The organism is Austwickia chelonae, from assembly GCF_003391095.1.
Classification (GTDB): Bacteria; Actinomycetota; Actinomycetes; order Actinomycetales; family Dermatophilaceae; genus Austwickia; species Austwickia chelonae_A.
In genome coordinates this window covers 71,891-98,241 of sequence record NZ_CP031447.1, presented here as the reverse complement: position 1 = coordinate 98,241, position 26,351 = coordinate 71,891, and the positions used below count along the sequence as shown (strand labels likewise).

Here is a 26,351-nt window from a genome sequence, read left to right as displayed (position 1 = left end):
GAAGCAACAGGTCTAGTCTCTCGGCAAGCCCAGGCAGTCTTGTCATCGAGTCTCCACCAACTGTGGGCAATCACTTACGGGTCAACACTCGAAACCCGTGTGAGATATACGCCCTCGGACGTCTTTGACACGTTTGATGCGGGGCACGACCAGAGCCAACCTCACCTATGGGGTGCCGCGCGCGAGCGAACAGGAGATGCGCAACGAGCGGAGCGGTGCCTACCGGGCACTCGCGGACACACAGCTGAGAGACGTTCGCGCCGAATCCGAAGCCTTTTCCGTGCTTCCTGCCACACTCGCACTGTGACCCGAATCGACAGCAAGAAAGCGAAGGGAATTGTGATGACCAAGACAATGCTGGGCGTCATCGGCTTCATGGTGACTGCGCCGCTGGCCTTTGTCATGTTCGACGGGACAGAGACCGGCACCCGCGCGGTGGTGAGCGTGATCCTCGGCGTCGGGATCGGCGCCGCGGGGGCTCTCATGTTCGGTCGAGGTTCCCGCCCCAGAGCTCCCCGACAGTAGCCGGGTGATCAGTAAGAGCGGCGTTTGTCGCGTACGCGGCCTACCGGGCCGTCGTGCGCTAGTCCTGAACCCCACCCGAAACGCTTGATCGAATCGAAGGGAGGAATCAGAAGCGGGACGAACGGGCTAACGTCCGCATTGACCCTTGCTCGGTCCGGGGTCTCCGTTCACGTAATCGAGGCAGCTGAGGATCTGGGTGGCGGGATCCACTCGGGGGAGGCCACCCTGCCGGGCCTGATCCATGACTCGTGCTCGGCCTTCCATCCGTAGTGCCGCTCGACCGGCGAGGGAAATACCGCAGAGTGGGACGTCGCGTAGCTTGGCAGTATGGACCTGCAATTTCCTGCATCTCTGAATGACAGCGACATTGTCGGGGTGACCAGCCCGTCCTCGGGTGCATCCGGTCCGCTGCAGCCCCGCCTGGATTTTGCCGTGCGCACGGTTCGCAACGCCGGGTTCGAGGTGCGCATGGGCCGGTGTATGAACGGCGACGGTCATGTCAGCGCCCCTGCGAAGGAACGCGCGGCCGAGCTTCAGGCCATGCTCCTGGACCCACAAGTCCGGGCAATCGTGCCGCCGTGGGGCAGCGATACTGCCATCGACCTCATCGACCTCATCGACCTGCTCGACTGGGAAGCGATCGGTTCCGCCGAGCCGGCAGCCGGACGGCCTTGCGCACTGGCTCGACATCGTACGGATGCCGTCCGGAGCAAGCATCACCCAGACCTCGCCGGCACCCGCTACCTTGACCCGGCACCGTTGGCGGCGCTCGGGGAACCGCTGATCGTCTACGTCGAGGCCGCTGGCGATGACGCTCCGACGATCTGCCGCAACCTGCACGGCATGCGTCTCAATGGGTTCTTCGACGACGCCGCGGCCGTGCTCGTTGGCCGCATCCTCGCCCCTACGGCGCCCACGTTGACCCAGCACGAGGCCTCCCTCGATGCCCTTGGTCGCCTCGGAGTACCGATCCTTGCAGATGTCGACTGCGAGCACTGGGCACCGTACCTCCCGCTCATCAATGGCGCGACCGCCCTCGTTCAGCACAACGCGACGGTCTCGCGGATCACCCAGACTCTCGCCTGATCGCCTTGGCCCGGAGTCGGGGCATGGCGCGCCATCGTCCAGGTCACACCCGGAAGTCACTACAGCGATAGTCGGGAGCGCCGTAACTTAACAAAATTCCCCACCGGCGCAATCTGATCAGGAGTTTTGCTGTTCAGATGCCTTCAAAGGGAAACCCCACCCCACCCAAGGTGCCATCATGCGTCGCATGACGCTCCCAACGCCGGGCTCCCTGTCGAACAACACCCCGTCGAATGACACCGCAGAACAGGAGCATCAGAGAACTCCCCTGCCGTGGTGGGCGCTCCTCGTCGTCTGCGCCGCATGGTTCGGTCTGTGGTGCCTGACCACGGGGCTGCGGCGGGATGGCTTAGGCAGCCAGTTCACCGCTGACCGGGCGACAGCGGTGCTGATCGAGACGGTGCTCGCGGCGGTGATCTCCGTCGTCCTCGTGCTGACACATCGGCGCTACAACCGGGTGCTTTTCGCCCGTTCCTGGGCGGTACAGCTCTATGTGGTGCTGGTCGTCCTGGCGATCGCGTTGCCTTTCCACTACCAGCTTCCGCTGCCGGTCTTCCTGTACATGGCGTGGATGGCCGTCTCGGTGTTCTGGCAGGACTACCTCACCTTCGGGCTTCTGCACTGCTACCTCGGCGAGCGCTTTCCGACGTGGGCTGTGGTGGCTGCGAGCGTCCCTGTCTCCTCCTCACGGTGGAGGCTGTGCAGCGCCGTTAACCCCTAATGTGAGGATCATGTCCTTGACCTGCGCCACGTTCAAGGCACGACTCCGCATTTTCTTCGCGATCGATGACGATTGGCAGCGTCCACCTCCAGGTCCCCGTCAGCGCCGCAATGACCGGTGGATCGCAGTGGCGGTGTGGGCTTTCGCGGCCTTCGGCATGGAGCTGGTCCGGAGCTGGTGGTACCCGGATTTCGTCTCCGATCCACGTTGGCTACAACATCTGCTGATCGCGGCAGGCACTCTGCCACTGATCTGGCGACGTTCCTACCCACTGCTGACCATGGGCTATCTGCAATTGCACATGTTTCTCTGCGCCATCACCGTGACTTCGGTGATGGCGACCTTCCCGATGCAGTGCGTTTATATCTTCGCTCTGTGTAGCGGCCTGGCTTGGGCACGCTCTCGTAGGGCAGCTATGGGGCTGTCCGTAGCGGTACTCGTCCTGATGTTCGGGTCGCTCACCTGGCAGTTCGCTGTTGGAACGGCCTTTCAGCAACTACTTCCCTGGGAACAGCGGACCCCACGTCCAGACGGCTTGTTCTCCGATGTGGCGGCCTACACCATCTACACCTTCCTCGTGAATATCGTCTATTTCGGCAGCGGCATCCTGGGTGGTCAGGCTGCTTGGCATCGGGCTCGGGGTCATGCCCAGTTGGAAGCGCAGGCTGCGTTGATCGCTGCTCAGGCCGATGAGCTCGCCGACCGTAAGGTCGTGGAGGAGCGGCTTCGTATCGCCCGGGAATTGCACGATGTCGTCGCCCATCACGTGTCGGTGATGGGGGTGCAGGCGGCTGCGGCCCGCCGGGTGATGGGCCGGGATCCGGCGTCGGCGGAGGCCGCTTTAGGTCAGATCGAGGTGTCTTCCCGGCAGGCGGTCGGTGAGATGCGTGGCCTGTTGGGCACGCTGCGTCGCGCCGACACCGACCGGCGGAAGCGGGGGCTTGACGAGAACGCCGCCGAGGCGCTGGGCGCGGCAGATCCAGGCACCGGGCACCGGGCTCCTCAGCCGGGGGTGGAACAGATCGCCGAGCTCGTCCACGCCTCGTGTACGCCGGGTTTCTCGGTGACCTATCAGGTCGTCGACGACGGCAAGGGCACCCTCGATCAGGTTCCGATGCCGATCGGGTTGTCGCTGTACCGCACCGTCCAGGAGGCGTTGGCGAATGTCCGTCGGCATTCGACGTCACCGTCGGCGACCGTGGTCCTCCGAGTCGGTGACGACAGCGGGCGTCGATATGTGGAGGCGGAGATCCTCGACCAGGGGCGTCCGCGCGGGGGAACGTCCGGCAGCGGGCTCGGGCTGCTCGGTATGCGGGAGCGGGTCGCCTCCCACGGCGGCACCTCGGAGATCGGGCCGCGAGCGACCGGCGGCTACCGGGTGCGGGTCCGACTTCCGCTGAACATCGTTCCCCGAGCGCAGGCCCCAGGTCCGCCGCCGAGCCCGCCCGCCGGGGCCTCGACACCGCCGACCCACCCGCAAGGCGCCCCCGTACGAAACCACGAGAGGACGACATGACCAGCACGGACGAGGCCGACCGGTTACGGGTGCTCCTGGTCGACGACCAGGCGCTGGTCCGCAGCGGCTTCCGGTTGATGTTGTCCATCGAGGACGACCTGGAGGTGGTCGGGGAAGCCGCCGAGGGGGCCACCGCAATCGCCCAGGCCAAGGCGTTACGGCCGGATGTGATCCTCATGGATGTGCAGATGCCGGTGATGGACGGCGTCGAGGCGACCCGCCGGATCGTCGAGGAAGACCTGGGCAAGGTCATCATCCTGACGACCTTCGACCGGGACGACTACCTGTTCGACGGGCTACGGGCCGGGGCCAGCGGTTTCCTGCTGAAGAATGCCGACCCGGAACATCTGGTGGAGGCGGTGCGCACCGTCGGATCGGGTCACGCCCTGCTCGCCCCGGAGGTCACCCGGCGGGTCATCGCCGAGATGACCGCTGGAACGACCGCTCGACCGACATCACCCGACGGGCAGGCCACGGCGCATCCTGCCTTGGCAGCCTTGACCTGCCGCGAACGCGAAGTCCTGCTGCGGGTGGGCCGGGGCATGTCGAATGCGGAGATCGCCGCGGAGCTGGTCGTCGGGGAGTCGACGGTGAAGACCCATGTGTCGAACTGCCTGTCGAAGCTCCACGTGCGGGATCGGGTGCAGGCCGTCGTCCTCGCGTACGAAACCGGTCTCATCCATCCGGGGGAATGACCGGCACCGTGAGTTCGTCCTCCTAGGGGAGGTGCGGCAGGGCCCTGGACACCTAGTTTCTTCGGTAAGGGCTGGTCGACCGTCGACCGGCCGCTCTCGCAGAACCCGGTGGGAAGAGGTGTCGACATGCTCGAAGTACAGGAGCTGACCCGCCGTTTCGGTGATCACACGGCAGTTGACCAGGTCTCCTTCACGGTGCCCGACGGTCAGCTGATCGGTTTCGTCGGCGGCAACGGTGCAGGGAAAACGACGACCATGCGGATGATCATGGGCCTGTTGCAGATCCATGGCGGCCAGGTGCTCTGGCAGGGCAGACCGGCCACGGTCGCCGACCGCCGCACCTTCGGCTACATGCCGGAAGAACGCGGGCTGTACGTGAAACAAGGAGTCGCCAGTCAGCTGATCTACCTGGGCCAGCTGGCCGGGATGAGCAGGCCCGAGGCACGCCGTTCGGTGACCGAGCTGCTGGAGCGGTTCGGCCTGGCCGACCGGGCGAAGGACAAATTGGAATCCTTGTCCTTGGGGAACCAGCAGCGGGTGCAGATCGCGGCAGCCGTGATGAGCCGCCCGCAGGCGTTGATCCTGGACGAGCCGTTCTCCGGGCTGGACCCGACGAGCGTGGACGTCATGGCCGACCTGCTGCGTGAGCACACCCGGGAGGGCGTGCCGGTGCTCTTCTCCAGCCATCAGCTGGACCTGGTGGACCGGCTCAGCGACGGCCTGGTCGTGCTGAGCAAGGGCCGAGTGGTCGCCCAGGGCACGGCCGAAGAATTGCGATCCGCCGGGCCGTGCCGTCACCGGATCGTGGTGAGCAGCGACGCCGGATGGGTGCGCGACCTGTCAGGGGTGCACGTCGTCGACGTCGACGGCACAGCCGCGCTCGTCGAACTGGCCGATGAAACGGCGAAACAGGCGCTGCTCGCCGAAGCGCTGTCCCGAGGAAGCCTGTCCGAATTCACTCCGGTCCGTCCGAGCCTGAGCGAGATCTACCGTGAGGTGACCGCATGAACGCCCCTGTGTCGTCGAGCGAAAACCGCCGGGCATCCACTCGGCATGCATGGCTCCTGGTAGCCGGCCGGGAGATCACCACGAAAGCGCTCACCAAGAGCTTCATCATCGGCACAGTACTCACCTTGCTGCTCATCGCGGGGTCGATCGCGATCCCGACATACCTGTCATCCGGGGGCGGCGTGACAACAGCGGTGGTCGTGGTGAACGACGAGGGTAAGGAGCTTGCGGAGAAGGTCGGACGGGCGGTCTCCTCCGCAGAGGCGAAAGACCGGGTCGAAGTCGTCCAGGCTGCCGATCAGGGCGCAGCCGAGGCCCTACTGCGCGAAGGGAAGGCCGACGTCCTGCTGACTCGCTCGGGCCACGGCTGGCAAGCCGCGGCGAAGGAGAATCCGCCGGAGAATCTCGTCCGGCACATCCGGCAGGTGCTGTCGGCTCAAGTGTTGGCGGAAGTCGCTGATCAGGCCGGGACATCCGTGCAAGAGGTTGAGGGACGCTCAGCCGTATCGACGAGGGTTCTGTCAGACCAGGCCGAGGCCATACGCGGTGCATCTATCGCGGTCAAAATTATTTTCGCGATCCTGTTCTACATGTCGGTGATCGTCTTCGGCGTGCAGATCGCCCAGTCGGTCTTGGAGGAGAAGCAGTCCCGGATCGTGGAGATCCTGGCTGCGGTGGTCCCGGTACGACAGTTGCTGATCGGCAAGGTCGTCGGGAACACGGTGATCGCAGTGGGCCAGCTCGTGCTCTACCTCGGTGTCGGGGTGGTCGGCGCAACCTTTACTCCGCTCTCCTCCTTGTTACCGGCGATGTCGAACGGGCTGATCTGGTACGTCGTCTTCTTCCTGGCCGGTTTCCTCGCTCTGGGGTGTCTGTGGGCGGCCGCCGGGGCCATGTCGACCCGGACCGAAGACCTCCAGCAGACGATGACCCCGTTGACTATGTTTTTGGCTGCGGCTTTCTTCGGCGCCTTGTTCGTGACCGGCACCTGGGCAAAGGTGGCGTCGTACATCCCGATCGCCTCGTCGATGGTGATGCCGACGCGTCTCCTGCAAGGTGATGCCGCCTGGTGGGAGGCTGTCATCTCCTTGGCGGTGACCGTGCTCTTCGCCGGGTTCGCCACGGTGATCGGCGAACGGATGTACCGCAATTCGTTGATGCAGACGTCTTCGCAGACCTCTTTCAAAGAGGCCCTGCGATCGGCCGATTGAACGTCGTCCCCACAGGTTGGCACTTCGGGGTCCGGGCCATCGGCCTGGACCCCGAAGTCATGTACTCACCGGAAGCGGAGAGGCAAGCCCGTCAGCGGCGCCCTTGACCGTCCTCGTGTTGTTTGAGGTGGTCGTCGACGGTGAAAGCGCCGCAGGTCTTGTCCGCTTTGTCACCGTCGGCGCGGGCGGGCAGTTTTCCGTCGCGGAAGAAGTCGTCGACGGCCTGCTGGGTGCACTGGTTGCCGATGTAGGCGGTGCCATGGTTACGGCCGTCCTGCTGAACGACCAGCCGCGAGGAGGGGAAGGCGGATCGTGCTTTCATCGCCCCCGGATAGGGGGTGGCGGCGTCCTCGCTGTCGTGCACGATCAGGATGGGCACCTTCACCTGGGAGCCGTCGATCTTGGGGGTGCTGTCCCGTTTGACCTTCCAGAAGGTGCACGGGGCGTGGGTCCAGGCGTTCCCCCAGGATTCGAAGGTGTTTCCGGCCTCGTGCGACTTCTTCGCAGAGGCCACCCAGGAGTGCGGCGTGGGGCGCGGAGATTCGCTGCATTCGGTGGCCCAGTAGGCGGCCGTCCCGTTGTCGGGTGGGTGGCTGACGCCCAGTTCGTCGGTCTTGCCGTGGACGAGGAAGTCGGAGAGGGCTTTGGCTTTGGGTTTCCAGTCGTGGACGCCGTAGGTCGCGGACAGTGCCGTGCTGGAGAGCTGGTTCGAGGTGACCTTTCCCCGGGGGGTGTCGATGGGGTTGTCCTCGAGTTTCTTCAGACCGGCTTCGTACTTGGCCTTGACCTCGCCGTGGGTCTTACCGAGTGTGAATTCGTCGTCGCGGGTGGCGATCCAGCTGAAGAAGGCGTCGGCGGCCTTCTGGAAGGAGGCGTTCTGGCCGAGGATGTTCGCCGCCCACTGGCCGTTGGGGTCGATGGCGCCGTCCCAGACCATCCGTTCGATGCGGTTCTGGTGGCGGGTGGCGAAGGTCTGGCCGAGGTAGGTACCCCAGGAGACACCGAAGTAGGTGACCTTGTCGACGCCGAGGGCTGAGCGGATCCAGTCCATGTCGTCGGCGATATCGGTGGTGCGGGTGAACGGGAGCAGTTTCGCGCCGTCTCCGGTAGCGCAGGATTCTGCGGTGGACTGGCTGTAGGCGAGCCAGGCGTCGATGTCGGCCTGGTTGCGGGGGATGGTGCGGTGGGGCCGGGGTGCTTTCGGCTCGCACTTCAGCTCGGGTCTGCTGCCGCTGACACCTCGGGGGGCGAAGCCGACGAAGTCGTAGGACTCGGCGATGTCTTTGCTGACATTGCGGGCCATCCCGACCCGGGATCGTCCGTCCAATCCGGGACCGCCGGGGTTGACGAGGATCACGCCGCGACGTTCGGGTCCGGTGTGGGCGGCCCGGCTGAGGGCGATGGTGATCTTCTCGCCGTCGGGTTTGCTGTGGTCCAGGGGCACCTGGAGTTCGGAGCACTCGTGACCGTCGAGGTCACCGGTGCATTTCTGCCAGTTCAGCGGGGGGAGCCCGGCGGGCGCGGCGGGGGTGGTGGTGGGCGGCGGCGCGGCGGGTTGTTGGGGGGCTTCGGTGGCGGAGGCTGGTGAGGTGGTGCCGGCGACGAGCGCCAGCGCGGTGACGATATGGAGACGTCGGTGACGCGGCATGGGGCAAGTATGCCGGTGACAATCTTTCACCCGGCCGGTGGTCCGGGAGCGGGTTCGCACTGCTGGGAGGAGGGTTCGCCGGGGCTAGGCTCGGTGCATGGCGGAGAGTTCTGGGGTGCGGGTGGACTCGTGGTTGTGGTCGGTGCGGGTGTACAAGAGCCGGTCGTTGGCCACGACGGCGTGCAAGGCCGGCCATGTGCATGTCGATGGGGTGCGGGTGAAGCCGTCGGCTCTGGTGCGTCCGGGGGATCGGGTGGTGGTGCGGGGTGGTCCGCAGGTACGGATCCTGGTGGTGAAGAAGTTGTTGTCCAAGCGGGTGGGGGCGGTGGTCGCGGCGGAGGCGATGGTCGACGAGTCGCCGCCGCCTCCGCCGCGGGAGGAGCGTCCGGCGGCGGTGGCTCTGCGTGAGCGGGGTGCGGGGCGTCCGACGAAGCGGGAGCGGCGGGAGTTGGATCGTTTCCGTGGCCGGTGATCCCCCTTAGCGCATCTCATGGTGTGACACATCACACTCTTATATTGTGCGCAATTAAGTTGCACGCAACTGAGCTTTGTGTCAGCCTGAGGGCCAAGGAGAAGGACCTCCACACCCGTCCACCAGCGCGGACATCCGCACAACGACAGGAGAAACCGTGCCGACCCCCTTCGACCCCATCACCCTCGGCGCCTTCCAGGTCCCCCAGCGCTTCGTGATGGCCCCCCTCACCCGCAGCCGCGCCGGCGACGGCGAAGCCCCCACCGAACTCAACGCCGAGTACTACGCCCAACGCGCCGGAGCAGGCCTCATCATCAGCGAAGGAACCCAGCCCAGCGCCGTCGGCCAGGGCTACCTGCACACCCCCGGACTCCACAGCCCGGCCCAGATCGACGGCTGGCGCCTCGTCGCCGACGCCGTCCACGCCGCCGGGGGCCAGATCGCCGTCCAGCTGATGCACGTCGGGCGGATCTCCCACCCCGACAACAAGAACGGCCTGGAAACGGTGGCCCCCAGCGCACTGCGCGCGCCCGGCACGATCGTGACCAGGCAGGGCATGGTCGAGCACGCGTTGCCGCGTGCCCTGGAGACTGCGGAGATTCCCGATGTCGTGGCCGAATTCGTCCAGGCGGCGAAGAACGCCCGGGCAGCCGGGGTCGACGGTGTGGAGATCCACTCGGCGAATGGCTATCTGCTGCATCAGTTCTTGTCTCCGGTGAGCAATGTGCGCACCGACGAGTACGGGGGTTCGCCACAGGCTCGTGCCCGGATGACGGTCGAGGTGACGCGGGCGGTCGCCGAGGCGATCGGTGCGGACCGGGTGGGTCTGCGGATCTCTCCGGCGCACAACATCCAGGGCGTCCTGGAGGAGGATGCCGAGCAGACCAGGGCGACCTATGAAGCGGTGGTCGATGGGGTCGCGGACCTCGGGCTGGCTTATCTGTCGGTGCTGGCCGATCTGGAGGATCCGGTGAAGGCAGACTTGGTCGCTGATCTGCGTCGGCGCTTCGGTGGCCCGTTGATGGTCAATCTCGGTTTTTCGCGGGTGAACGATCTGTCTGCGGTGGCTGATCTGCTTGAGCGAGATCTGGCCGATGTGGTCGCGGTGGGCCGGTTGTTCCTGGCGAATCCGGATCTGGCGCGGCGTTGGCGTGAGGGGTCGGCGTTGAACGAGCCGGATGTGTCGACCTTCTACACCCGTGGCCCCGTGGGTTATACGGATTATCCGACGCTCTGAGCGTGTTCTCCGGTAGGTGTCGAGGGGTGTGCTTCCGGTGCTATTGATGCTGTCGACGACACGTATTGAATTGTTCACAATTCAATTGAAGGCAATTTGATGCTGTGTCACGATGGTCCGATGGACCGGGATCTCACCCTCGACAACCAGCTGTGCTTCGCGCTCAATGCCGCGGCGCGGGCGGCGTCGAATGCCTACCGGTCCGAACTCACCGACCTCGGGTTGACCTACCCCCAATACCTCACCCTGCTGGCGCTCTGGGAGAACGACGGGCTCACCGTCTCCGAGTTGGGTGGTCGGCTCAGGCTCGACAGCGGCACGCTTTCCCCTTTGTTACGACGGCTGCAGGACACCGGTTATGTCGAACGCCGGCGTCACAGCCGTGACGAACGGCGGGTCTCGATCTACCTGACACCCGCCGGGCACGAGCTGAAAGACCGCATGGCCGAGGTACAAAGATGCCTCGCCGGGCGGATCACGATGACAGCGGAGGAGATCGCCACCCTGCACCGGTTGGCCAAGCGTTTCTGTGAAGCGCTCGGCGAGAGCGAGCGCACCGTCCTGCCGAAGGACTGACACGGATCCCACCGGGTTCGTCCCGGCACGAAGGCGCCCGACCGGTCGGGCCGAGCACACTCCTCCGTCAGACGACGAGAAGAGGAAATCCGTGAGTATTCCCACCAGTACCCGTCAGATCGTTCTGGCCTCTCGCCCGCAGGGTCGCCCTGTGCCGGAGAACTTCCGCCTGGAGATCGCCGAGCTGCCCGAGATGGACGCCCATCACGTGGTGGTCGCCAACCGGGTGATGTCGGTGGACCCGTACATGCGTGGCCGGATGAACGACACGAAGTCCTACATCCCGCCTTTCCAGATCGGCGAGCCCCTGCAAGGTGGAGCCGTGGGTGAGGTGATCGCGTCGACCAGCGATGCCCTGCCGGTCGGCACGATGGTCGTGCACGGTCTGGGCTGGCGGGAGCACGCTGTCCTCCCGGCCGAGGAGGCCACTCCGGTGGACACTCGGGCGGTTCCGGCCTCGGCCTACCTCGGCATCTTGGGGATGCCCGGGCTGACCGCCTACGCCGGGCTGCTCGCCGCAGCTGAATTCCGCGCAGGTGATGCCGTCTTCGTCTCCGGGGCTGCTGGAGCCGTGGGTTCGCTCGTCGGGCAGCTTGCCCGGCTCAAAGGCGCTTCCCGGGTGGTCGGCAGCGCAGGCACCCCGGAGAAGGTCGCCCGGCTGCTCGAACTCGGTTTCGACGCCGCCTTCGACTACCACGACGGGCCGATCGCCGACCGCTTGCAGCAGGTAGCACCGGACGGTATCGACGTCTACTTCGACAATGTCGGCGGGGAACATCTCGAAGCCGCGATCGGTCATTTGAAGCTCAACGGCCGGGTTGCCATGTGCGGCGCGATCTCCCAGTACAACGCGACCGAGCCGGCGCCGGGCCCGCGCAATCTGACCACCGTCATCGGCCGTCAGCTGACCTTGCGCGGATTCATCGTCGGCCAGTACTCCGACATGCGGGAGCAGTTCGTCCAGGAAGTCGCCCCGTGGGTGGCCTCCGGCGAGATCCGTTACGACGAGACCTTCCGGGACGGCCTCGACGCGGCTCCGCAGGCCTTCATCGACCTGTTGGGCGGGGCGAACACCGGGAAGATGCTCGTCCGTCTCTGATCACCGGTCCCTGTCGCGGGTGGCCGGTCCGTCCACAGATCGTCGGACCGGCTACCCCGGAGACGGTGAATGCCAAAATAGGAGATTCCGCCGTACGACCCGAAAGGGCCCCATGTCTGCCGTCGTGTCCCGCCCCGCCCGGCTCTACCAGGTTCTGGCCCTCGCCGAGATGGTCACCTGGACCTTGCTCCTGCTGGGGATGGCCGGTAAATATCTGCTCGACCTGGGGGAGGTCGGGTCCCGGATCGGGGGCGGCATCCACGGCTTCGTCTTCCTGGCCTACTGCCTGGTCACCGTGTTGATCGCCGTCGATCAGCGGTGGTCGCTCCGCGACCTGGCCCTGGGTCTGGGCTCGGCCGTCCTCCCTTATGCGACGGTGCCTTTCGAACGGTATGCCGAACGCCGGGGTCTGCTCGGCCAGACCTGGCGGTTGCACACCGACGAACCCGGCGGCAGCCACGAACGCCTGGTCGGGCTGGCAGTGCGCCGCCCGGTACAGGCCGGGCTGGTCGGTCTCCTCTCGGTCACTGTCGTCTTCGCGACGCTGCTGACCCTGGGCCCGCCCACCCGATGGTTCGGCTGATCCTCGACCACGGTGCCCGTGTCGATTCTCCGCAGGCTTCAGTCGCGGTGCTGGCCTTCCCTGGAAGCAAGCTGCCGCTCGATCCCCAGGATGCGGGTCTTGCACGTGGGATGCGTCGCGAACAGCGCGGCCCGCACCCCGGCCTCCTCGGCGGCCTGGTCACAGCCTGCTTCCTGGAACTGTTCCAGCACCTCCCGCAGCAAGGGCCCGTAGCCGATGCTCACGGCGAAACTGTCGGCGTACAGCTCGGCGTACCGGTTGAAGAAGGCCGCTGCCAGCGGGATCACCGGGACCAGCAGCCACGCCGGGTTCGCCGCGAAAACGATCTGCATGACCAGCAGCGCCGCCCACACCGGCAGCAGCAAGGAGAGCATCTTCACCACGGCCAGCAGGTTCCCGCTGAGGTCGACCTTCACCGCATGCCGGGCGGCGACCCCCAGCACCTGACGAAAACCCCAGGTCGTCAGCCGAGCCACCCACCGGCCCGGCATCGCGTACCAGACCGCCAACAGGGTCGACCAGGTGTGACCGGCCCGGTGGTGCCCCAGCTCATGAGCAAGCACGGCTTCCAGCTGTGTCGGCTTCAGCGTCTTCATCGCCCCGGTGGTCACCGAGATCATGTGTCCACCGGCGGCAGCGGCATTCGCATATTTCAGGTCGGCGATCCACAGCGAATAGCGGGACGGATCGACCCCGGCCCGGGCCGTGACGGCCTGCCAGGCCGGGGCGAGCTGCGCCAACTCCCCGGGAGTGGGCCGGCGCCATCCGAAAAGAACCTTGGCCAGGATGGTCTCTCCTGCTCGCTGCAATGCCAACAGGCCGGAGAACGCCCAGACCAGGATGAGACTCCACAGCACGGTCTCTCCCGAGCCTGGGCGCACCAGATCCACGACCATCCCGATACAGGTGAAGGCCACGAATCCCAGCGCGGTCCAGGGAGCGGCCGCCAGCAGGGTCACCACCGAACTCACATGCACACCTTCGATGCTGCGCCACTTCCACGCGACTTTCAGCCCGCTGAGCGGTGAGCTCGTCATGGTCTGCCGTCCTTGTGTCCCCGTCGTTCTCCGAAGTTGTCGACAACGACTTTAGACAGTGACCGGTGATTTCCCTTACTGCGCGTCCACTACTCCGGCAACAGTGCTGGCCACCGGCTCTCCCATGAACTCAGCGGCGGGCCTCCTCCGGGGTGAGATAGACGCTGGCTCCCAGGTCGATGAACTGACGGGATTTCTCGGCCATCCCCTCAGCTGCGCCCTCCGGAAGGTCCTGCGTGGAGCCTCCGCTCTCGAGATGGTGGCCGTACTTTTCCCGGATGTCGGCGCTGATCCGCATGGAGCAGAACTTCGGCCCGCACATCGAGCAGAAATGCGCCGTCTTCGCCGGTTCGGCGGGCAGGGTCTCGTCGTGGAAGGCTTCGGCGGTGGCCGGGTCCAGCGCGAGCGCGAACTGGTCCCGCCAGCGGAATTCGAAGCGTGCCCGGCTCATCGCGTCGTCCCAGGCCTGGGCGCCGGGGTGTCCTTTGGCGACGTCGGCGGCGTGGGCGGCGAGTTTGTAGGTGACGACGCCGGTCTTGACGTCGTCACGGTTGGGCAGCCCGAGGTGTTCCTTGGGGGTGACGTAGCAGAGCATCGCGGTGCCGCCCATGGCGATGGTGGCGGCGCCGATGGCGGAGGTGATGTGGTCGTAGCCGGGGGCGATGTCGGTGACCAGCGGTCCGAGGGTGTAGAAGGGCGCGCCGTCGCACCATTCCTGTTGGATGTCGACATTTTCGACGACGCGGTGGAGGGGGATGTGTCCGGGCCCTTCGACCATGACCTGGACGTCGTAGGACCAGGCGCGTCGGGTGAGTTCGGCGAGGGTGCGCAGTTCGGCGAGTTGGGCTTCGTCGTTGGCGTCGGCGATGGATCCGGGGCGGAGTCCGTCGCCGAGGGAGAAGGCGACGTCGTAGGCGGCGAAGATTTCGCAGAGGTCGTCGAAGTGTTCGTAGAGGAAGCTTTCGCGGTGGTGGGCGAGCATCCATCCGGCCATGATGGAGCCGCCGCGGGAGACGATCCCGGTGACCCGGTCGGCGGTCATGGGGACGTAGCGCAGCAGTACTCCGGCGTGGATGGTCATGTAGTCGACGCCTTGTTCGCATTGTTCGACGACGGTGTCGCGGAAGATTTCCCAGGTGAGGGCTTCGGCGCGGCCGTCGACTTTTTCGAGGGCCTGGTAGATGGGGACGGTGCCGATGGGCACGGGGCTGTTGCGCAGGATCCATTCGCGGGTGGTGTGGATGTCGTCGCCGGTGGACAGGTCCATGACGGTGTCGGCTCCCCAGGTGATCGCCCAGGTCAGTTTGTCGACTTCTTCGGCGATGGAGCTGGTGACGGCGGAGTTGCCGATGTTGGCGTTGACCTTGACGAGGAATTTCCGGCCGATGATCATCGGTTCGGCTTCGGGGTGGTTGACATTGGCGGGGATGATGGCGCGGCCTGCGGCGACCTCGTCACGGACGAGTTCGACGGGCAGGTTCTCCCGGGCGGCGACGTAGCGCATCTCCGGGGTGAGGATTCCGTTTCGCGCGTAGTGCATCTGGGTGACGCGTCGGCCGGTGCGGGCCCGGCGGGGTGGGCGGGCTTCGCCTTGCCAATGGTGGGAGGCGCTACCGCGCCGAACGGCTGATCGGCCGTCGTCGGCGAGGTCACGGGCTCGTCCTTGGTAGGTTTCGGTGTCTTCCCGGTGGGCGATCCAGTCCGCGCGGAGCGCGTCGAGACCTCGTTCGGGGTCGGAGCCGGGCCCGGTGGTGGTGTATCGGTCGAAGGTCTCGCCGTTGGTCAGGTGGACGCGGGCGACCGGTACGCGCAGTTCGTGGGCGTCGGTGGCGGGGGTCTGGAGGACCCGTTCGTGGGCTTCGTGCACCGTGGTGAGGTGGCTGGCGTGGACGGTCATGACACTCGCTTCCGCTCGGCCGGGTGCGCACCGGACGGAGGGGTGGCGGTGGCTCACGGTGGACGTTGAGGTCTGTGCGCGAACCGGCCGGACTGTCCCTCCGCCGGTATGACCCGGATCAGGTATGACGGTCAGGGCGGCTCCAGCCCTTTCTCAGCCTGCTGCCGCAGGCTCCCGTGGTCGACTCGTCCACCTTAGCCCGAAGGTGGGTTCGGTTGAGGGGCGAGCGGTTCAGGCCTTCTGGTGTTCGGCGGCCCAGGCGTTGTAACCGCCGGTGATGTCGGCGACGTCGGTGAATCCTCTGCTGCGCAGGTAGCTTGCGCCGACGTGGGAACGCCAGCCGCCTGCGCAGTAGACGACGGTGGGGCGGGTGGGGTCGAGTTCGTGGTGTCGTTCGGCCAGTTGGGGCAGGGGGATGTGGTTGGCTCCGGGGATCATGCCCTGGGCGACTTCGCCGGGGTTACGGATGTCGAGCAGTTGGGTGTCTGCGCCGAGCTGATCGGTGTGGTCGGCGGGGACCTTGGCGGCGTGGGCGACGTGGGCGGCATGTCGAGCAAGGTACTCCTCGATCTGCGGGATATAGCCGATGACCTGGTCGTATCCGATGCGGGAGAGTCGCATGGCGGTGTCCTGTTCGAGACCTTCAGGGGTGGCGAGGACGAAGCGTTGTCTGGGCGCGAAGAGCATCCCGGCGGTTTCGGCCATCCGTCCGTCGGTGGGGACGCTGACTGATCCCTGCAGGTGTCCGGCGGTGTAGTCGGGCGCTGGTCGTGCGTCGTGGACCACGGCTCCGTCGGCGAGCGCGTTGTCGATCTGTTCGTCGGTGAGTGCGGGGATGGTCGCGTGGGGGTCGAGGACGGGTCGTTGTTGTTTGTTGAGGGTGGCGTCGAAGCTGAAGTAGGCGGGTGCGGCAGGTTGGCCTTCGGTGACGATGGCGACGAAGTCGTCTTCGCTCATGGGGGCGCAGGCGTAGTTGGTGCGTCGTTGTTCGCCGATGGTGGATTGTTTTTCGGTGGAGAGGTTCTTGCCGCAGGCGGATCCTGCGCCGTGGGCGGGGAAGACGCGGACTTCGTCGGGTAGGCCCATCAGGGTTTTCTGGATGGAGTGGTAGAGCTTGCGGGCGAGTTCGTCGGCGGTGTTGCCTTCGGAGGCGAGCAGGTCGGGTCGGCCGACGTCGCCGATGAAGAGGGCGTCGCCGGTGAGGACGCCGTAGGGGGTGGGGTCGTCGGCGTGTTCGTGGACGAGGATGCTGATCGATTCGGGGGTGTGTCCGGGGGTTTCGAGGATGTCGAGCTGGAGGTCGCCGAGGTCGATCCGGTCGCCGTGGTGGAGTGGGCGGATGTCGAATTCGGGGGTGGCGTGGTGTCCGTAGCCGATCCAGGCGCCGGTTGCTCGGGCGAGTTCGAGGTGTCCGGAGACGAAGTCGGCGTGGAAGTGGGTGTTGATGATGCCGATGATGTCCAGGTCTGCGTCGCGCGTGTCGGTGAGGTAGTCGTCGATGTCGCGGCGTGGGTCGACGATGACGGCTTTTCGGCTGGTCTCGTCGGCGATCAGGTAGGACGCTTGTGAGAGACAGTCCAGGTAGTACTGGGTGAAGATCATGGTCCTCTCCTTGAGTTCTCGGTCGCCCCGAGTGACTCTCCCCTAGTTGGCAAGATACCCCCGGGGGTATCTTTCGGACAAGGTCCGAACACTGGAATCCCTTCACGAACGGAGCAGCAGATGCGCGAGTGCACCCTTGACGACCTGGCCCAGGCCCATGCCGAGGCGGCCACGGTGGTCGATGTTCGCGAGCCGAACGAGTACGCCGCCGGGCATGTCCCTGGAGCGATCACGGCCCCACTCTCCCGCCTTGCCGACCACCTCTCTGAAATCCCTTCTGACGGTGTGATATACGTCATCTGCGCCAGTGGGAACCGTTCCAAGGCGGCCACCACTTTGCTGATGGACGCCGGGCATGACGCCGTCTCCGTCCAAGGAGGGACGAACGGATGGGTCCAACTGGGCCGACCGGTCGTGCAAGGCATGTCGCGGCGCTGACCATCGACCAGGAGGCTGATTCACCGGTGTTCTCCCCGACAACAGGACGACCCGTGAGACACGACGGACGGACCCGACAGTGAACAGCCTGCTGATGGTCGCCCCCTTCGGGCTCCTGGTGGGGCTGATCCTGGGGGCGCTGGGCGGTGGCGGTGCCATCCTGACGGTGCCGATCCTGGTCTATCTCCTCGGGCAGTCCCCGTCGGCGGCGACAGCCGGGTCTCTGGTCATCGTGTCCTTGATCTCCGTGGTCGGCGTGGCGAGCCACCACTCCCGAGGCAACGTCCGATTCAAGGACGGACTGCTCTTCGGACTGTTCGGAGTGGTCGGCTCGCTCCTGGGCTCCAGGCTGTCCATCGCAGTACCGGCCGTGGCGCTGATGTCCTCCTTCGGAGTGCTCCTGGTCGTGGTGGGCACGCTCATGGCACGCCGCGCGCTCAAGGGCGCTTCCGCCACCGACACCGGCGATCGCCGCAGTCCGGTGGCGATCGTCCTGGCCGCGACCGCTGTAGGGCTACTGACCGGCTTCTTCGGGGTCGGCGGTGGCTTCGCCGTCGTCCCGGCCCTGGTCCTCGTCCTGGGTTTCCCGATGCCGGCCGCGGTGGGCACGTCACTGGTCGTCATCGTGGTGAACAGTCTGGTGGCGCTGGCCGCCCGGGTCACCGGCGGGGTGGAGATCGAATGGCCGCTGATCCTCGTCTTCAGCTTCTTCGGTGCGCTGGGCAGCCTGTGGGGTGGGCGAGTCGCAGCTCGGGTCGACCCACGGCATCTCACCGCAGCTTTCAGCGCCCTACTCTTCGTCGTGGCGGCCTACGTTCTCGCCATGAATCTTCCCCAACTGCTGTGACCTCGGCGGGGAGGCGTGCAACTCATCGTGGACGCCGCAGGCCGCTGACCCAGGCAGCGATCTTCGCGTCCGGGCGGAGATGCAGACGGTCACCGGTCACCCGCTCCACCCATAAGGTGGCGATCCCCCCGACGAGCATCCCCGCGATATTGATCACCAGTTGGGCTGCACTGCCGAAGATCTCATCAGTCACTCCGGTCGCTGAAGCTACGGCGAGATTCCCTGCCGCGGTCGAGACCTGGTGCAGGACCACGCCTCACAACGTCGTCAGCGGTTTCCCGCGTGACGTCTACGCCCACCAGAGCGCCTGGAGGACGAATGGACTGCCCGTCGGCCCAGGTCACATTGGTGACATAGGTCTCGGCGAGCAGCAATGCGCGGGTCTCGTCCGCCAGCGGGGGCGGCACGACGAGACGAAGATGGACGAGCATGCCGCCATCATCGCGTGTGGAACGATGCGGATATGGCTTCTCCTTCGACGGTCATCGCTCTGGTGGGCAACATCAGGATCGGGCGGGTTCGCTTGCACCGGTGGGGTGGACGCGACATCGCCAGCGGTGCTGTGAAGGATGAGGCGCCCGGTCCCGTGAGGTTCGGGCCGGATGGGCCGGACGGTGACGAGCAGGCCGACCTTCGACATCACGGCGGGCCCGACAAAGCCGTCCTCGCCTACGCCGGACACCACTACCGCTCCTGGGGGGAAAGGTACGGTTTGGACCTGCCCGAGGGCGCCTTCTTCGAGAATCTGTCCCTCGTCCCGCCGTCGACGAACCACGAACATCGCGAGCCGAGCCGCGCATCTTCCCTGTCCAGCTCACTCCCGCTCGTCGATGAGAACAGCGTACGGATCGCCGACATCTGGCAGGTCGGTTCGGCCACCCTGCAGGTCAGTCAACCGCGCAGGCCCTGTTTCAAACTCGCCCGACGTTGGGCGATCCCAGACCTGGTGCAACGAGTGCAAACCACCGGATGGTCCGGCTGGTATCTGCGAGTAGTCACCCCTGGGACGATCACCCCAGGCGACCAGGTCCATCTGCTCGACACCGATGCCCGGCAGCCGACGGTCGCCCTGGTCTCCCGCGTCTTGAACGACCCGAACGATCTGACCGGAGCCCGCGAGCTCGTCGAATACGCGGCTTTGCCCGAGAGATGGCGCCTCGACCTCCAGAAGAGGATGGCCGGACGCCCGGCGGACGAGGACGCGGAGAAGGCACGCATCTTCGGCCCGACTGACTGAGAGCAGACGAACCAGCCGCTCTCAACATGATGTCGCTGCCTGCTTGCCCCCTCATAGACAGCGATCTCCTTCCATGGCCAAGCCGCTGAGCAGATTCGATGCAGCCAACGCTTCACTCCGCTTGACGTCGTTACTACATACACACGACGTCCTGCACTCGCCACACAACCGACATCCTTAACCGCAGTCCCAACTATTCAGCAGAGCCAAAGCAGCCCTGGACACAGCCACCCCCTATGACAAGGCAAATCAGGAGGTGCTGAGACACGCCGAAGAACCTCGATACTTGCACCACATACCAAGGATTTAGCACCCCAAAGCTTACCCTTAATTTCATTAGACCACTAATGTCATCACTCAAAACAAGTATTAACCATTTAAATAAACTCCAGTTATGCAAATATTGAGTGGCCCAGATAACACTCAATAAACTTGATTATGACCCATCACCAGACTTTCTCTTCCAGAGTCCTCCTCGGGGGCCACCTCTCTATAAGGAGAATCCCATGAAGAGACCTGTATTCCACACGCTTGGCATAGCCACGGCACTAAGTTTCAGCATGCTCCTTTCAGTAACCCCAGCTAGCGCATGGGAGGGAGGACTATCAGTAAGATTGAACGGCAAGAGGGTCTCCTGCGATTACGGCGTATGGTCAGACATTCACAACTTCAAATCAGGGAGAACAATTCGACTCACACAGCACAAGAGCGATCCCTTCTCCTTTACTGTTGCCCGCCTAAAGTCACACTCCTCTGGCCGCACCACCGACGAAATCACCGTACGTGATAACCATCGCGAGCAATGGACGCAGGTGAAGTCTGCCAACTACACACTCCAAGGAATTCGCGACGATGTTGCGGATTGCAGAGGATGGCATGGGCTCGGGGGAAATAAGTTCACCGCAGACTATACCCTGGACCTCTAATAAATCCTCATGCGATGGTGATGGATTTACACCATCACCATCGCAGAAACATTCGATATATAAATTTTATCGACACGTAGGAGCGGAAGATGGCAATGACATCGAGGTCAGGCCCTGGCACAGCCTTGCTCACCGTGGCGATATTATCCTCCGTCATTGCCGGGTGTTCAGGTGAATCCGAACGTCAGCTCACTGCCGATCACCCGGTGTTCGCCGGGATCACGCCGGATATCGTCGATGAGACCATCTCTTTCCCCGGCGTCGCCGACCAGTACAAAAATGGGCGAGACGAACAGATATCGGCGCAGATGGCCCAAGCCCGCGCCTACGACCTGATAGCCTGCCGAAGCGCCTACCAGGCATATGTCTCCTGGCAAAGAACCGGAGAGCCTGGAAAAATCGATCAACTTCCCAGCCCCACCAAAAAGACCACCGAAGGTTTCAGCACCATCAATGCTGAGAACGATGAACGCATCGAGCTGATCCGCGCGAATGACATCGAAGGTTTCAGGAACAGCATGACCGGTGAGTTGAAATGCGGAAGAGAAATACCGGTCAAACCCAAGGACTACAAAGGGCAGACCATCGAACAGGCTCTGCTCGCAGCAGAACCCCAGGAAAACCGGTGAGCAGAAAAGACCCGGCACATTTCGCCAAATTGATCGCAACAGGCACCGCTGTCCTCATCGGAATCACGGCCTGCGGCTCGCCCCAGGACACAGAACCAGCCGCCGCCCCCGCCACGGCATCGACGACGAACAGCCCAGCAGTGTACGAAGTCCCCGCACCGACAGCGCTGACCTTCTCCGCAGCTCTTGACGCAAACACCGCTCAGATCAACGAGCTGTCGATCTTTTTTCCCGAGGGACTCGACTTCACCGCCAATCCGAAATTCACGAAGGCACAAGCGTGTGAGGAACCCAGTGGCACGCTCACCACCTGCCCGGCCAAAGCCGCACCCCAGTACGCCCCTGCACGGTTCGTCTCCAAAACTGTCGGGAATCCCGCGCCCACCCCGACCGGCAGCCCTCCTAAAGCCACCACGTCTCCGTCCGAGCAGCGCCCTGGACGAGGAGGGCCCACCGAACCTGATAAACAGCCCGTGCCAGCCGAGCTGCCTTCCGTCGTCGTGAAGGCTCGCGACGAGCTGGGAAAATTCACCCTGAAGAGGAATCTAACCGGACGACAACCAGGCACGATTGCCGCCTCCCAAGTCGCTTTGTCGACTCAACGTGTCGGCCAGGTGCTCGCTCCGATCAGCGGAAAATTCTCTTTCACCTCCGGCCGATTGATCATCCGTCAACGGCTGACCGTGGTCTCCGCGTCGATCTCCCCCACCCAAGCCATGCGTTTCGCGCACGGTACCCCCACCGGCAAAGCCACCTTCCCCAGCACCTTGGGCAGCCGAACCACTGACTGCCTCGCGCTCGTCCTCACCCCGCCCGGAGCGGCCGCTTCCGAACCCCGCGCCGTCTGTGTCCTGCCGGAGTTCGCCGGCACCATGCCGAATCTCAAAGCCACACTGCGTATGACCAGTGAAAGCGACCAGGAACAGGTAGCTGTCCCCGAGATCTACCTGCATACTGACCGGACAGGGCAGAACCTGGTCGTCACCCGCCTGACCGCGGAGGGTGGCCGGGAAGAAGTACCGGTGGTCGTCGGCGCTGGAGACGGAGTCCGCAGGGCTGTCGTCTCCGGGCTGACCCCGGGCAACAAACTCCTCAGAACACCATGACCGGCGGTCCCGTCGTCGAACTCGTCAAGGCTGGAGTCACCTACTCCGCCGACAGCGGTCCGGTACGCGCTCTCACTGAGGTCAGTTGCTCCTTCGAAGCTGGAACGTCTACTGCTGTCATCGGGCGCTCCGGGGCCGGAAAGTCGACCTTGGTCTCTGTCCTCGCGCTCATGCGATCCCCGACGTCGGGGGCAGTGCTCGTCAACGGACGGCCGGTTCCCACCGCCGAACGTGCCCGCGCACAGTTGCGGGCATCGACCGTCGGCATGATCTTCCAATCCTTCCATCTGGACCCGGCAACGACTGCGGCGCAAAACGTCCTCCTGCCATGGCATTTCAACCCGAGGGTGGGACGACGAGAAGCCCAGGCCCATGCTGCGGAGATCTTCGAACGGCTCGGTATCGCTGAACTCATGAACCGTCCGGTCGGCGCCATGTCCGGTGGGCAGCGTCAGCGGGTCGCGATCGCCCGGGCGATGGTGGCCCGCCCCCGTGTGCTTCTCGCCGACGAACCTACCGGGAATCTCGACGAGGAGACCGGCCTCGCGGTGGCCGAAGACCTCTACGCGCTCAAGCACTCGGGGACCGCGGTCATCGTGGTCAGCCACGACGCTGTCGTAGCGGCCATGGCTGAACGAGTGTTACGTCTCGCCCATGGCAGGCTTGCCGCGGCAGCACACGAGCCGGACGGCGTCCCGTGACCAGGGTGAAGCGGGGCGATGGGCAGCGGCTTCCCGGGACGACGGCTTTCCCCGAGGCGCGACGTGGCTTCGGCTTCACCCGGCCGTGGCGTGTCGCCGTACTGGCTATCGCGCTGGCTCGACGCAGCATCGGACGGACTGTGACGATGGTCGTGATGTTGGCCCTGGCTTTGGTGCTCTTCATGGTGACCTCGGCTCTGGCGAAAGCCTCTTCCCACGACCTGAATGCGGCCGTACGTGGGGTCGACGGCCCACCGGGGTTGGTGTACCTGGATCTCCCGCAGGTTCCTTCCCAGTCGAGGTCGGTCTCGGCGCAGCTCGCCGCTGAGGCTCTGGCCAGGAGCGCCACGCACCTGAACTATCTCGTGGTGGAGTCGTTGCCGGGGCTGAAACCCTCCTGTGTGGGTCAGCAGGAGAAGAAGGCTCCCGGCAAGGGAGGGCAGGGCAGCACGACCCGTGCGTATGCAGGAATCCTGGCGATGCAGCTGTCCTCCGGGCCTGAGGCGAGTAGCGATGACCGCAGGGAGTCGGCATCGGGTGAACTAGGGGCGGGGAAGGGCAGCCGCGGACCGAACGGAGAGCTTCACGGAAGCGGCTGTTTCGGAGACATTCCCGTCCCCGCGGAGGCTTTCCAGACGCCACCACCCGCGTTGTCCTTCCTCCAACCGGGAAGCATCGTCGTGGCTCAGCCGTATCTTCCGCTGGCCCAGGCCGAATTGCCTGTCGAGGAAAACAAGTCGGCTTCGACACGAATCATGGTCTGGTCGATGAAGCCCGAAACATCCCTGAAGGAGGTCCTGGCCGGGATCTGCCGTGAGTCGACAGCAGCCGGAAGAGCGATCGACGGCCTGCCCGATGACGTCTGCGTGGTGCAGCAGCCTCCGGATCATGCCGATCTACGGCGGGCCAGCGCCGGGGTGGAGAGCCTGTACCGGCTGTTGGGGGCCTCGGTGTTATGTCTAGGCGCGGTGGGAGTACTCGTCGCGGAGAACATCATCGTCCGTGACCGGCGATGGCTTTTCGGCCTGGCCCGGGCTTACGGTGCCCGCGGCGCCGACATCGCTTTGTTGGTCGTGCTCGATGTGGTCATCGTGTTGTGTGGTGCGGCTCTGGTCGCGGCCGGCACTGTCGCGATATGGCAGCCCTTCCTCGAGGAGTGGTCCCAGTCGGCGTTGAACACTCAGATCACTCTGTACCAGCCGGCCGACCTGGGGTATCTCGCACTGGGCTGCGCAGGTGTCCTTCTAATTGCCGGAGTGGGGCCCGCGATGAAGGCTGTCCGGAACGACCCGCTGGACATCCTAGAGGGTCGGGGATGAGCGCTGCCCACCTGAGGGCGTACTTCTGCTCCTGATGGCATCCTCTTCCCCTTAGGTTTCACGTGAAACCTGCGTCATCGCGCCTATGGCTTCGCTTCTGCGACCTCGGCGCTCACCGCCCCGCCAGGATGTCCGCTGCGGCTTTTTCGGCCAGGATCGCGATTGGGAGCCAGAGGAAGACCCCAGGAATGCGAGGGAAGGAAGAGGCGTCGACGACCCGCAGCCCTGTGGTGCCTCGCACGCGAAGGTTGCTGTCGAGCACCGCTTTGGGGTCTCCTTCGCGGCCCATCGGATTGGTACAGGACAGGTGGTGACCGAACTGTTCCCGGCGGATGAACTCGGGCAGATCGGCCCCTGGGCCCGGCACGGTCTCCCGGCCTTTGATCCTGGCTCTGGCCGAGATCCGCCGGGCCACGCCGATCGCTTCGACGAGCGCGTCGATGTCCTGCGCTCCCCCAGCACCGTCGTCCAGGGATCTCTTGTGGACGAAAGGCATCGCGGTCGGATCAGCGCTGACCAGTCGGACCGTCCCGGAACGGTTGGGCGAGTAAGCGCGTAGCAGCAGCCAGGTCCACCAGTTCGACGGTTTGCCCAGGGCCACGGTGTCGAAGCCTGTCCGGAAACCTTCGAAGCGGCCGGGGAGCCCGAAGACGACCAGTTCGTTGCGACCACTGCCCCGGGAGTAGCGCCGCCTGGTCCAGGCCGGCGACCCTGAGGTCGAGTAGAGGGCTGGTGCGCCCCAGCGGCTCCACGAGTCGTAACAGGGATCCTGTCCGGCGCCGAAGGTGCACTCGGCGAGAGCGGTGAATTCTTTCTCCAGTTCCGTGACGACGAAGGCTTCGACCCTGTCCTGCAGGTTGGTGCCGACGCCGGGCAGATCGACGACGGGGGTGATGCCGTGCTCCCGAAGGTGTCCTTGGGGTCCGATACCGGAGAGCATGAGCATCTGGGGACTGTTGATGGCTCCGCCGGAGAGGATGACTTCCCGTTTGACGCGAACGGTGCGTCGTAGCGTGGCCCGTTCTGCGGGAGTGCGTGGCCGGTAGCCGGGCGAGGCAGCATACAAGTAGTCGTCGGCGCCGCCTTGGAGGTAGTCGACGGCCACTGCTCGCGGGACTCCGCCGGGTGTCTTCTCGAAGCGGACCCGTTCGAAGAGGGCGTTGGTGGCGATGGTGAGCGGTGCGCTGGCGGCCACGGCGAGGAGTCGCTCGCGGGGTCCGATGCGTCGGCCATCGGCCTGGGCCAGCGGTGCGAGGTAGTAGCCCTGGGCGGAGTGATCGACGTCGAGCCGGGAGTTGGGGTCGGTGGTGATCCGGCGCCGTCCGGGCGGTAGGTGGCGGTCTTCGGCGAGGGCCGCGTTGACGTAGGCGAGGAGTTGGGCGTCAGCGATCCCTCTGACCGGCAGTGGCTGGGTGATGGGTTGCCAGGTGCGAACCAGGTCGTAGTACTGCCACATGATGTCAGGCCGCCATCCGGGGTCACCGGTGAGTTCTTGGATGTCGGCCCAGTCCTGGTGTTCGGGGTAGACGGTGAACAGCGCGTGATGCGCCGTGCATCCGCCGAGGGTCGCGGCGCGGGGGTAGAGCACTCCGTCCTTCTCCGGGACGAACTGGCTGCCGTGCCTGGCACGTTCGCTGTAATGCCGGACGTAGAAGTCCCAGCTGATGCGCGGATCGGCGCTGGCCCGGGGCCACAGGACGGGGGTGTCGTAGTAGCGGGGGTCGCCTGCTGGCGGACCGGCTTCGAGGAGGAGGACGCGGTAACCGTTCTCGGCGAGTCGGGCGGCGACGGGAGCACCACCGGCACCACTACCGACGACGACGTAGTCGACCTCGCTGGGGGTGGAGCCGACCCGGCTGGAGAGAGCCGGAGTGGCGAGCATCCCGAGGAGCGCGGCGGCGCCACCCTTCAACAGGGTCCGACGAGAAGTATCTAGTCCAGACACCTTCTGAAAGAACGCAATTGGATCCGACATGGCAGCTCCTGCGAGACAGGCCCCCGAATGGCCGGGCGCGATACGCCCGCGATACCGCAGCCGGTCGTTGCCGCCCGCGCAAGGCTCCCCAAGAACGCAAGAACTCCACCTTTCGTCGAGATGACCACCCCGACGAAGGCCAGCCACCGACGGCGGTCGAAACTGGACTCTCTTCGTGACGATTGTCCACGCCTGGGGACTCAGGTCGTCGCATTCATCACCGAGATCACCTCTTCGACCAGCCCGCGAGGGCGCCCACA

General features: G+C 65.1%; 27 protein-coding genes and 1 riboswitch. Of the genes, 20 read left to right on the top strand and 7 right to left on the bottom strand.

The features are described 5' to 3' along the window. Positions 1-342 precede the first annotated feature (342 nt). The 8 genes from DX923_RS16005 (at position 343) to DX923_RS00430 (ending at position 6,762) form a co-directional block, all read left to right on the top strand. Entirely contained in the window at positions 343-525 is a 183-nt protein-coding gene (locus tag DX923_RS16005; RefSeq protein WP_162872674.1) for a hypothetical protein, read from the top strand. Between the two features lie 24 nt (positions 526-549). Then, positions 550-795: an NAD(P)-binding protein gene (locus DX923_RS00460; protein WP_346218090.1), complete on the top strand. Its 246-nt coding sequence runs from the start codon at positions 550-552 to the stop codon at positions 793-795. A 57-nt stretch (positions 796-852) separates the two neighbouring features. Continuing rightward, entirely contained in the window at positions 853-1,611 is a 759-nt protein-coding gene (locus DX923_RS00455; RefSeq protein WP_116111890.1) for an LD-carboxypeptidase, read from the top strand. 187 nt (positions 1,612-1,798) lie between these two features. Continuing rightward, positions 1,799-2,332, top strand: a complete 534-nt coding sequence (locus DX923_RS00450; RefSeq protein ID WP_162872673.1) for a hypothetical protein — start codon at positions 1,799-1,801, stop codon at positions 2,330-2,332. Positions 2,333-2,342: 10 nt separating this feature from the next. Continuing rightward, positions 2,343-3,848 (top strand): sensor histidine kinase, encoded by a 1,506-nt coding sequence (locus DX923_RS00445; protein WP_116111887.1) that lies wholly within the window; start codon positions 2,343-2,345, stop codon positions 3,846-3,848. Further along, positions 3,845-4,543: a response regulator gene (locus tag DX923_RS00440; protein ID WP_116111885.1), complete on the top strand. Its 699-nt coding sequence runs from the start codon at positions 3,845-3,847 to the stop codon at positions 4,541-4,543. Before DX923_RS00445 ends, DX923_RS00440 begins: the two co-directional genes overlap by 4 nt. A gap of 126 nt (positions 4,544-4,669) precedes the next feature. Beyond that, positions 4,670-5,551 (top strand): ABC transporter ATP-binding protein, encoded by an 882-nt coding sequence (locus tag DX923_RS00435; protein ID WP_116111883.1) that lies wholly within the window; start codon positions 4,670-4,672, stop codon positions 5,549-5,551. Then, positions 5,548-6,762, top strand: a complete 1,215-nt coding sequence (locus DX923_RS00430; protein WP_116111881.1) for an ABC transporter permease — start codon at positions 5,548-5,550, stop codon at positions 6,760-6,762. Before DX923_RS00435 ends, DX923_RS00430 begins: the two co-directional genes overlap by 4 nt. Positions 6,763-6,853: 91 nt before the next feature. Here the strand turns inward: DX923_RS00430 and DX923_RS00425 are convergent, their stop codons facing one another. Further along, positions 6,854-8,410, bottom strand: coding sequence for an alpha/beta hydrolase (locus tag DX923_RS00425; protein ID WP_116111880.1), 1,557 nt, complete (start codon positions 8,408-8,410; stop codon positions 6,854-6,856). Between the two features lie 97 nt (positions 8,411-8,507). Here DX923_RS00425 and DX923_RS00420 point away from each other — a divergent pair, with 97 nt between their 5' ends. From DX923_RS00420 to DX923_RS00400, 5 genes are all read left to right on the top strand, one after another. Beyond that, complete coding sequence (locus DX923_RS00420; protein ID WP_116111878.1) at positions 8,508-8,882, top strand: RNA-binding S4 domain-containing protein; 375 nt, start codon at positions 8,508-8,510, stop codon at positions 8,880-8,882. 157 nt (positions 8,883-9,039) lie between these two features. Next, the gene (locus DX923_RS00415) at positions 9,040-10,119 is read left to right on the top strand and encodes an alkene reductase (protein ID WP_116111877.1); all 1,080 of its coding nucleotides are present in this window, start codon (positions 9,040-9,042) and stop codon (positions 10,117-10,119) included. A 120-nt stretch (positions 10,120-10,239) separates the two neighbouring features. After that, complete coding sequence (locus DX923_RS00410) at positions 10,240-10,695, top strand: MarR family winged helix-turn-helix transcriptional regulator (protein WP_116111875.1); 456 nt, start codon at positions 10,240-10,242, stop codon at positions 10,693-10,695. A gap of 91 nt (positions 10,696-10,786) precedes the next feature. Further along, entirely contained in the window at positions 10,787-11,794 is a 1,008-nt protein-coding gene (locus DX923_RS00405) for an NADP-dependent oxidoreductase (protein WP_116111873.1), read from the top strand. 112 nt (positions 11,795-11,906) lie between these two features. Then, positions 11,907-12,377 (top strand): DUF3817 domain-containing protein, encoded by a 471-nt coding sequence (locus DX923_RS00400; RefSeq protein ID WP_116111872.1) that lies wholly within the window; start codon positions 11,907-11,909, stop codon positions 12,375-12,377. Between the two features lie 38 nt (positions 12,378-12,415). Here the strand turns inward: DX923_RS00400 and DX923_RS00395 are convergent, their stop codons facing one another. The 3 genes from DX923_RS00395 to DX923_RS00385 all read right to left on the bottom strand — a co-directional run bounded on the left by DX923_RS00395 (position 12,416) and on the right by DX923_RS00385 (position 16,913). Continuing rightward, complete coding sequence (locus DX923_RS00395) at positions 12,416-13,414, bottom strand: zinc metalloprotease HtpX (protein WP_116111870.1); 999 nt, start codon at positions 13,412-13,414, stop codon at positions 12,416-12,418. A 130-nt stretch (positions 13,415-13,544) separates the two neighbouring features. Further along, positions 13,545-15,311 carry a phosphomethylpyrimidine synthase ThiC gene (gene thiC / locus DX923_RS00390; protein ID WP_116111869.1) on the bottom strand — a complete coding sequence of 589 codons (1,767 nt, stop codon included), beginning with the start codon at positions 15,309-15,311 and terminating at the stop codon, positions 13,545-13,547. 77 nt (positions 15,312-15,388) lie between these two features. Continuing rightward, a riboswitch (TPP riboswitch) is annotated at positions 15,389-15,499 on the bottom strand. A 43-nt stretch (positions 15,500-15,542) separates the two neighbouring features. Beyond that, a complete protein-coding gene (locus DX923_RS00385) occupies positions 15,543-16,913 on the bottom strand; it encodes an MBL fold metallo-hydrolase (protein WP_116111867.1) in 1,371 nt (456 codons plus the stop codon). Between the two features lie 120 nt (positions 16,914-17,033). Here DX923_RS00385 and DX923_RS00380 point away from each other — a divergent pair, with 120 nt between their 5' ends. Both DX923_RS00380 and DX923_RS00375 read left to right on the top strand, forming a co-directional pair. After that, the gene (locus DX923_RS00380; RefSeq protein ID WP_116111865.1) at positions 17,034-17,351 is read left to right on the top strand and encodes a rhodanese-like domain-containing protein; all 318 of its coding nucleotides are present in this window, start codon (positions 17,034-17,036) and stop codon (positions 17,349-17,351) included. Between the two features lie 79 nt (positions 17,352-17,430). Beyond that, positions 17,431-18,198: a sulfite exporter TauE/SafE family protein gene (locus tag DX923_RS00375; protein ID WP_116111864.1), complete on the top strand. Its 768-nt coding sequence runs from the start codon at positions 17,431-17,433 to the stop codon at positions 18,196-18,198. A gap of 22 nt (positions 18,199-18,220) precedes the next feature. On the opposite strand, the gene DX923_RS00370 is transcribed toward DX923_RS00375, so the two are convergent. Next, a complete protein-coding gene (locus DX923_RS00370; protein WP_162872672.1) occupies positions 18,221-18,391 on the bottom strand; it encodes a hypothetical protein in 171 nt (56 codons plus the stop codon). Then, positions 18,384-18,629 carry a hypothetical protein gene (locus DX923_RS16000; protein WP_162872671.1) on the bottom strand — a complete coding sequence of 82 codons (246 nt, stop codon included), beginning with the start codon at positions 18,627-18,629 and terminating at the stop codon, positions 18,384-18,386. Before DX923_RS16000 ends, DX923_RS00370 begins: the two co-directional genes overlap by 8 nt. A 32-nt stretch (positions 18,630-18,661) precedes the next feature. Between DX923_RS16000 and DX923_RS00365 the strand changes: the two genes are divergently transcribed. The 5 genes from DX923_RS00365 to DX923_RS00345 all read left to right on the top strand — a co-directional run bounded on the left by DX923_RS00365 (position 18,662) and on the right by DX923_RS00345 (position 24,116). Continuing rightward, on the top strand, positions 18,662-19,435 hold the full coding sequence (locus DX923_RS00365) for an MOSC domain-containing protein (protein WP_162872670.1): 774 nt from the start codon (positions 18,662-18,664) through the stop codon (positions 19,433-19,435). A 1,051-nt stretch (positions 19,436-20,486) separates the two neighbouring features. Beyond that, positions 20,487-20,990, top strand: coding sequence for a hypothetical protein (locus tag DX923_RS00360; RefSeq protein WP_162872669.1), 504 nt, complete (start codon positions 20,487-20,489; stop codon positions 20,988-20,990). Further along, on the top strand, positions 20,987-22,096 hold the full coding sequence (locus DX923_RS00355; RefSeq protein WP_116111858.1) for a hypothetical protein: 1,110 nt from the start codon (positions 20,987-20,989) through the stop codon (positions 22,094-22,096). The genes DX923_RS00360 and DX923_RS00355 overlap by 4 nt, the downstream gene beginning before the upstream one ends. Then, positions 22,093-22,797, top strand: a complete 705-nt coding sequence (locus DX923_RS00350) for an ABC transporter ATP-binding protein (RefSeq protein ID WP_116111856.1) — start codon at positions 22,093-22,095, stop codon at positions 22,795-22,797. The genes DX923_RS00355 and DX923_RS00350 overlap by 4 nt, the downstream gene beginning before the upstream one ends. After that, complete coding sequence (locus DX923_RS00345; protein ID WP_116111855.1) at positions 22,794-24,116, top strand: ABC transporter permease; 1,323 nt, start codon at positions 22,794-22,796, stop codon at positions 24,114-24,116. Before DX923_RS00350 ends, DX923_RS00345 begins: the two co-directional genes overlap by 4 nt. Before the next feature lie 112 nt (positions 24,117-24,228). Here DX923_RS00345 and DX923_RS00340 read toward each other — a convergent pair whose 3' ends face one another. Continuing rightward, a complete protein-coding gene (locus DX923_RS00340; RefSeq protein WP_162872668.1) occupies positions 24,229-26,091 on the bottom strand; it encodes a GMC family oxidoreductase in 1,863 nt (620 codons plus the stop codon). Positions 26,092-26,351 lie beyond the last annotated feature (260 nt).